The organism is Pelomonas sp. KK5 (genome assembly GCF_001984095.1).
Classification (GTDB): Bacteria; Pseudomonadota; Gammaproteobacteria; order Burkholderiales; family Burkholderiaceae_C; genus KK5.
This window is the reverse complement of record NZ_LYVQ01000300.1, coordinates 1-6385: the sequence shown is the minus strand read 5'-3', so window position 1 is coordinate 6385 and position 6385 is coordinate 1. Positions and strand designations below refer to the sequence as shown.

The 6385-nt window shown below is 69.6% G+C and carries 6 protein-coding genes; all 6 read right to left on the bottom strand.

Features of this window, described 5'->3' with window-relative positions:
- Nucleotides 1–1057 (bottom strand): histidine kinase dimerization/phospho-acceptor domain-containing protein (locus B0W88_RS28665; protein WP_083749140.1); only part of this gene is annotated, 1057 nt, incomplete at its 3' end.
- A complete protein-coding gene (locus B0W88_RS28660) occupies nt 1033–1698 on the bottom strand; it encodes a response regulator transcription factor (protein WP_077037962.1) in 666 nt (221 codons plus the stop codon). The genes B0W88_RS28660 and B0W88_RS28665, both read right to left, overlap by 25 nt.
- Before the next feature lie 10 nt (nt 1699–1708).
- Complete coding sequence (locus B0W88_RS28655; protein ID WP_077037961.1) at nt 1709–2098, bottom strand: hypothetical protein; 390 nt, start codon at nt 2096–2098, stop codon at nt 1709–1711.
- The gene (locus B0W88_RS28650) at nt 2095–2844 is read right to left on the bottom strand and encodes a hypothetical protein (protein ID WP_077037960.1); all 750 of its coding nucleotides are present in this window, start codon (nt 2842–2844) and stop codon (nt 2095–2097) included. The genes B0W88_RS28655 and B0W88_RS28650 overlap by 4 nt, the downstream gene beginning before the upstream one ends.
- Nucleotides 2845–2878: 34 nt before the next feature.
- Nucleotides 2879–3628: a hypothetical protein gene (locus B0W88_RS28645; RefSeq protein WP_077037959.1), complete on the bottom strand. Its 750-nt coding sequence runs from the start codon at nt 3626–3628 to the stop codon at nt 2879–2881.
- The coding region (locus tag B0W88_RS28640) for an efflux RND transporter permease subunit (RefSeq protein WP_077037958.1) at nt 3625–6385 on the bottom strand (2761 nt) is incomplete at its 5' end. The genes B0W88_RS28645 and B0W88_RS28640, both read right to left, overlap by 4 nt.

The following is a 6385-nucleotide window of genomic DNA, read 5'->3' as shown; positions in this document are numbered from 1 at the left end:
GGTCGATGCGCCCGCCGGCCGGCGTGTAGCGGATCGCGTTGTCCACCAGGTTGCGCAGCAATGTCTGCAGGTCGGCCTCGGCGACGGTGGCGCGCACCTCGGCCTGGCCTTCGACGACGCCGAGATCGATCCCCTTGGCCTCGGCCAGCGGCATCAGGTCTTCCAGCAGGTCGCGGAAGGCCTGGGGCACGGACACGGGCTCGCGCCGGATGTCGGCCACCGCCTGCGCCCGCGCCAGCGACAGCAGCTGCTCCAGCAGCCGCCGCCCGCGATCGATGCCCTGGCGCAGCGTGTGCAGCCGCGCCGCGGCCTCGGCCGACATCTCGCTGCCCGCCAGCCGCTCGGCCTGCAGCGACATCGCCGTCAGCGGCGAGCGCAGCTCGTGAGCGGCGTCGGCGACGAAGCGCTGCTGCGCCTGCATCGACGCACTGACACGGCCCAGCAGCCGGTTGATCGCAGTGACGAAGGGGCGGATCTCGGCGCTGAGCCCGGCGTCGGGCATCGGGTGCAGCTCGCGCTCGCTGCGGCCCTCGATCTCCTGCGCGAGCCGCGCCACCGGCCGGAAGATGCGCCGCACCAGCACGGCCACCAGTAGAAGCAGCAGCGGCGCCAGCAGCAGGAAGGGCATGACGGTGCGCTTGGCGTTGTCGCGGGCGATGTCGTCGCGGAAGCCCGCGTCCTGTGCCACCGCCAGCCGCTCGCCCGAGGCCAGCTGCTTGACGAAGACACGGAAGGCGCCGCGCTCGCGCAGCTTCAAGGTGTGCATGCCGGTCCTCAGATCCGCAGGCAGCGGCAGCGCGCCGGCGTCGGTGGACGGCAGGAACTGCGCGAGCACGCGCGGCGCGTCGTCGCGGTCCCGCGCGCTGGCGTCGCTGCCGGGGTCACTCGCCTTCAGGTGGTGGCGGTCGAAGGTGTCGGCTACCTGGCGCAGCACGTCGTCCTGCAGCTCGTGCGCCTCGTCGAAGGCGGACAGGTAGGAGTAGCGGCCGGCCAGCGCGGCGGCCAGCAGGATGGCCACCGAGATCCACAGCATCAATCGGCCTTGGAGACCATCCATCCGACGCCTCTCACGTTCCTGATCGTCTCGGCCCCGAGCTTGCGCCGCAGCGCATGGATCAGGAACTCGACCGCATTGCTTTCGACTTCCTCGCCCCAGCCGTAGATGCGGTCCTCCAGCTCGGCGCGGCTGAGGATCGCGCCAGGGCGGATCAGCAGCGCCTGGAGCAGGGCGAACTCGCGTTGGGTGAGCTGGCGAGGCTCGGTATCTCCCGCCGTTGCTGCACGGGTGGCAGGGTCCAGCGAGACATGCCCGTTGCTCAGCACCGGGCTGCCCGTGCCGCCCTTGCGGCGCAGCACCGCGCGCATGCGGGCCAGCAGCTCGGCCATCTCGAAGGGCTTGAGCACATAGTCGTCGGCGCCGCCGTCGAGGCCGCCGAGGCGGTCATCGAGGCCGTCGCGGGCCGTGATGATGACGAGCGGCACCGGGTTGTCGCGCCCGCGCAGCGCGCGCAGCACCTCGGTGCCGTCCTTGCCGGGCAGGCCCAGGTCCAGCAGCACGAGGTCGTAACGCTGGCTGGCCAGCGTGTCGAGCGCGCGCTGGCCGTCGCGCAGCCAGTCGGCTGCGTGGCCTTCGTCCTTCAGCGCCGCCTGCACGGCGGCGCCGATCATCGGGTCGTCCTCGACCAATAACACGCGCATGAGGCGGAGCTTACTTGCCGGCCAGCCGGTCGAAGGTCTGCAGCAGCTCGGCCATCGTCTGCTTGCAGGCCTCGGCCTTCGGCGTGCCGGCGCGCAGCGCCTCGAGCGCGCGGTCGATCGCCTTGTCGGCGACGTGCCAGTCGGCGGCGGCGCGGGGCTTGAGGCCGGCCTCGGCCGCGTCCCAGGCGACTTCGAGGTCCTTGATGCGCTTCTTCGCGCCGGGCAGGTCGCCCTTGTCGACCAGGGCCGACACGTCGGCGGCGATGGCGCGGAAGCTGGCCAGGTCGCCCAGCTTCGAGGGCGCGGCGGCTTCTACCAGCGTCGGTGCCAGCAGGCCGGTCGTGATGGCGGCGGACGAGAGGGCAAGGGCGAGGATCGAATGGCTGAGCTTTGTCTTCATGCTTGAGGTCTCCGGGGTTGAACGGTGAGGACGCCGACCAGCAGCACGATCACCGTGAGGAAGGCGGCGCTGGTGGCCATCGCGCCGAGACCGAGGCCGCCGTAGTCGCGCGCCTGGGTCAGGAAGTCGCCGAGCGCGGCGCCCAGCGGACGGGTGAGGATGTAGGCGGCCCAGAAGCAGGCCACCGCGTTGGCGCCGCGCCAGGCCAGCAATGCGATGGCGGCGATCAGCCCGGCGAAGATGAAGATGCCGAGCCGGAAGCCCAGGCCCAGCGCCTCGGTGGCGAGGTCGCCGGCGGCCGTGCCCAGCGCGAAGGTGCAGAGGATGGCCGCCCAGTAGAAGGCCTCGCGCCGGCGCGAGTCGATGTGGCGGATCGACAGCGTGCCTTCCTGGCGGTACCAGACGAAGAAGATCGCCGCCAGCGCCGCCGAGAAGACCGCGGTGCTGAGATAGAGGCTGACGCCGAGGCCGTCGGTCAGCACATCGGTGATCTGCGTGCCGACGATGCTGACCAGCACGACGGTCAGCCAGTAGATCCACGGCAGGTGCCGCCGCCCGCGCATCTGCAGGCTCAGCGCCAGCACCAGCAGCGCGGCCGTCAGCCCGGTGGTCAGGCCCTGGCCCAGGTCGGCGTTGACGGCGAGGTAGTCCGCGCCGGTCTCGCCGACGGTGGTCGACAGGATCTTGATGATCCAGAAGGCCAGCGTCACCACCGGCACCTTGTTGCTGATCGATGAGGAGTTCATGCGTTCAGTGTGGCGACGGCGACTTAGCTCATGCCTAGCGCGTGAACTGCAGCCCCACGTAGACCAGCGACTTCAGCTGCTCCTCGCTGCGCGTGCCGAACTCGCGGCCGGCCGCGGCCAGCAGCGTCACGCTTTCCTGCAGCTTCCAGTGCAGGCCGAAGTTCAAGAGCGTCTGGTGCGAGCCCGGTGAGGTGGTGTGGTGGATCTCGCCCATGCACTCGACGCCCTCTCCACAGTCGTGGGCCAGCACGAAGCCGCCGACCCATTCGTTCTTCGCCCCCTCTGCGCTGACGAAGTTGCGGCCCAGCTCGGCGGCGATGCTGAAACCGCCGCCGATGTCGGCCGACAGCTCGACCGGCAGGAAGAACGAGTGCCCCTTGCTGGTGATGCCGCGGCGGTTCGAGGAACCGAGCAGGTTGCGCGTGTACTGCGGGTAGGTGGACAGCGAGTAGCCGGCGGTCTCCTCGTCGACGAAGCGCCACTTGACGCCGAAGTCTCCGTCGCCGAGGCCCGAGCGCGTGCCCATGCCGTCGCCGCCGACGGTGACCCAGGGAATGTCGGCCTTCAGCTGGATGTGCTCGCCCCAGCCGTAGTTGATGTCGGCATCCGGCGCGGCCAGCTCGCGGGCGCCGCTGCGCGCGTGGGCGTGGATGGCGCCGATATTGATCTCCCAGTGGCCGTCGCCGGGCGTGCCGGGGTCGTCGGTGACCATCGGCGGGCCGCCCTGGGCGAGTGCCGCGCTGGTCATCAGCGTGCCGATCAGGAACAGAGGGATGTTCTTCATGTGGGAATGTCTCCGGGAGTGATGAGCGATGGGGTCAGGTCTTGCTTTGCAAGACGATCGAAGGCCAGGTAGAGCACCGGCGTGATGAACAGCGTGATCAGCTGCGAGACCAGCAGCCCGCCGACGATGGCCACGCCCAGCGGCTGGCGCAGCTCGGCGCCGGCGCCCGCGCCCAGCGCGATCGGCAGCGCGCCCATCAGCGCGCAGAGGGTGGTCATCATGATCGGGCGGAAGCGCAGCAGGCAGGCCTTGCGGATGGCCTCCAGGGCACTGAGCCCCTCGTCGCGCCGCGCGGCGATCGCGAAGTCGATCATCATGATCGCGTTCTTCTTGACGATGCCGATCAAGAGCAGGATGCCGATCATCGCGATGAAGCTCAGCTCCATGGAGCAGATCCGCAGCGCGAGCAGCGCGCCCACGGCCGCCGACGGGATGCCCAGCAGGATCGTCACCGGATGGATCCAGCTCTCGTAGAGCATGCCCAGGATCACGTAGATGACGGCCACCGCGATCACGATCAGCCAGAGCTGCGAGGTCTGCGACTGCTGGAACAGCGCGGCCTGGCCGCTGAAGGCGCCGAAGATGGTCTCGGGCATGTGCAGCGACTGCATCGCCGCGTCGATCTCCACCGCCGCGTCCGACAGCGAATGGCCCGGCGCCAGGTCGAAGGACAGCGTGATCGCCGGCAGCTGCGCCTGGTGGTTGATCGCGATCACGCCCTGGCCGCGCGTGACGGTAGCGAAGGCGCTGAGCGGCACGGCGCGGCCGGTGGCGCTGCGCACCTCCACCTTCAGCAGGTCGGACTCGTCGCGCTTGTAGGCATCGGCCACTTCCAGGATCACCTGGTAGCTGTCCTCGGGGGCGTAGATCGTCGAGACCTGGCGGCTGCCGAAGGCGCCGTAGAGCGTGTTGCGGATCGTCGCGGTGTCGATGCCGAGCTGCGAGGCCTTGTCGCGGTCGATCTGCAGCCGCGCCTCCAGGCCGTTCTTCTGCATGTCGCTGTTGACGCCGACCAGCACGTCCGAGCGGCGCAGCGCGGCGACCAGCTTGTCGGCCCACTGGTCCAGCGCATTGGGGCCGACCGACTGCAGCGTGTACTGGTAAGTGCTCTTGGACGCGCGCCCGCCGACGCGCAGGTTCTGCACCGGGCTGAAGTAGACCTGGATGCTCGGCAGGATGCGGGTCTTCCTGCGCAGTTGCGCCAGCACCTCGTCCAGCGGCGGGCGCAGGCCGCGCTCCTTCAGGTCGATCACCATGGCGCTGGTGTCGTGATCCACCTTGGTGACGACGGCGGCCACGGCCGGATCGGCGCGGATGATCTTCTCCATGCGCCGCACGACCTCCAGCCGGCCGGCGAAGGACATGTCCTGCGGCGTGTCCACATTGGCGCTCAGCTGGCCGATGTCCTCGCGCGGGAAGAAGCCCTTGGGCGCGGCCATGTAGAGCCAGGCCGTCAGCGCGAAGGTGGCTGCGCCCGCCAGCAGCAGCAGGCCGCGGTGGCGCAGCGCGAGGTCCAGGCCGCGCTCGTAGCCGGCCAGCGTGCGCTCGAACATCCGCTCGAAGATCAAGCTCCATCGCCCCGGCTCGCCGTGCCCCGGCCGCATCGCCAGCGGCACCATCAGCGGGATCAGCGTCAGCGCCACGGCGGCCGAGACCAGGATCGCCAGCGAGACCACGATCGCGAACTCGTGGAACAGCCGGCCGATCGTGCCCGGCATGAAGAAGATCGGGATGAAGACCGCGATCAGCGAGACCGAGATCGACATGACCGTGAAGCCCACCTCGCCCGCGCCGACGACGACCGCGCGGCGCGGCGTCATGCCTTCCTCGATATGCCGCATGATCGCCTCCAGCACGACGATCGCGTCGTCGACGACCAGGCCCACGGCGATCGTCAGGCCCATCAGCGAGATGTTGTTCAGGCTCAGGCCGAAGGCGGCCATCAGCGCGAAGGTGCCGAACAGCGACAGCGGCACGCTCAGCGCCGGGATCAGCGTGACCGTGACGCGGCGCAGGAACATCAGCATCACCAGCACCACCAGCGCGATCGTCAGCAGCATCGTCAGGTTGACGTCGCGGATCGAGTCGCGGATGGAGACGGAGCGGTCGCTGCGCGTCTGTATCGTCACCGAGGCCGGCATCGCCGACTCCAGCCTGGGCAGCAGCGCGCGGATCGCGTCGACGACGGCGACGGTGTTCGCATCCGGCTGCCGCTGCACCTGCAGCAGGATGGACGGCTCGCCGTTGATATCGCTCATGTTCTGGACGTTCTCGATGCTGTCCTTCACATCGGCCACGTCGCCCAGGCGTATCACGCGGCCTTGGCGCGTGGCGATCACGACCTTGCCGAAGTCGGCCGCGCGCATCAGGTTGCCGCTGATCTGCACGGTCATGAACTGGCGCTGGTTGTCGAGCTGGCCGATCGGCGCGTTGGAGTTGGCGTTCTTCAGCGCGGCTGCGATCTCGCCCAGCGTCAGGTCCAGCGCGGCAAGGCGGTCGGGGTCGGTCTGGATGCGCACCGCGTAGCGCTTCTGGCCGGTCACCTGCACCTGGGCCACGCCGTTGATCGCCGACAGCGCGGGCACGACCAGGTTGTCGCTGTAGGCATTGAGGTCGGACAGCGACAGCGTGGGCGAGTTCAGGCCGATCAGCAGGATCGGCGCGTCCGCCGGGTTGACCTTCTTGTACGAGGGCGGCGCCGGCAGCTCGGCCGGCAGCGAGCGCGAGGCGCGGAACAGCGCGGCCTGCACGTCGGCG

Bases quoted from the DNA above. Each gene is read 5' to 3' on its own strand.
- B0W88_RS28660 (WP_077037962.1), bottom strand. From the start codon at position 1,698: ATGCGCGTGTTATTGGTCGAGGACGACCCGATGATCGGCGCCGCCGTG.
- B0W88_RS28655 (WP_077037961.1), bottom strand. From the start codon at position 2,098: ATGAAGACAAAGCTCAGCCATTCGATCCTCGCCCTTGCCCTCTCGTCC.
- B0W88_RS28650 (WP_077037960.1), bottom strand. From the start codon at position 2,844: ATGAACTCCTCATCGATCAGCAACAAGGTGCCGGTGGTGACGCTGGCC.
- B0W88_RS28645 (WP_077037959.1), bottom strand. From the start codon at position 3,628: ATGAAGAACATCCCTCTGTTCCTGATCGGCACGCTGATGACCAGCGCG.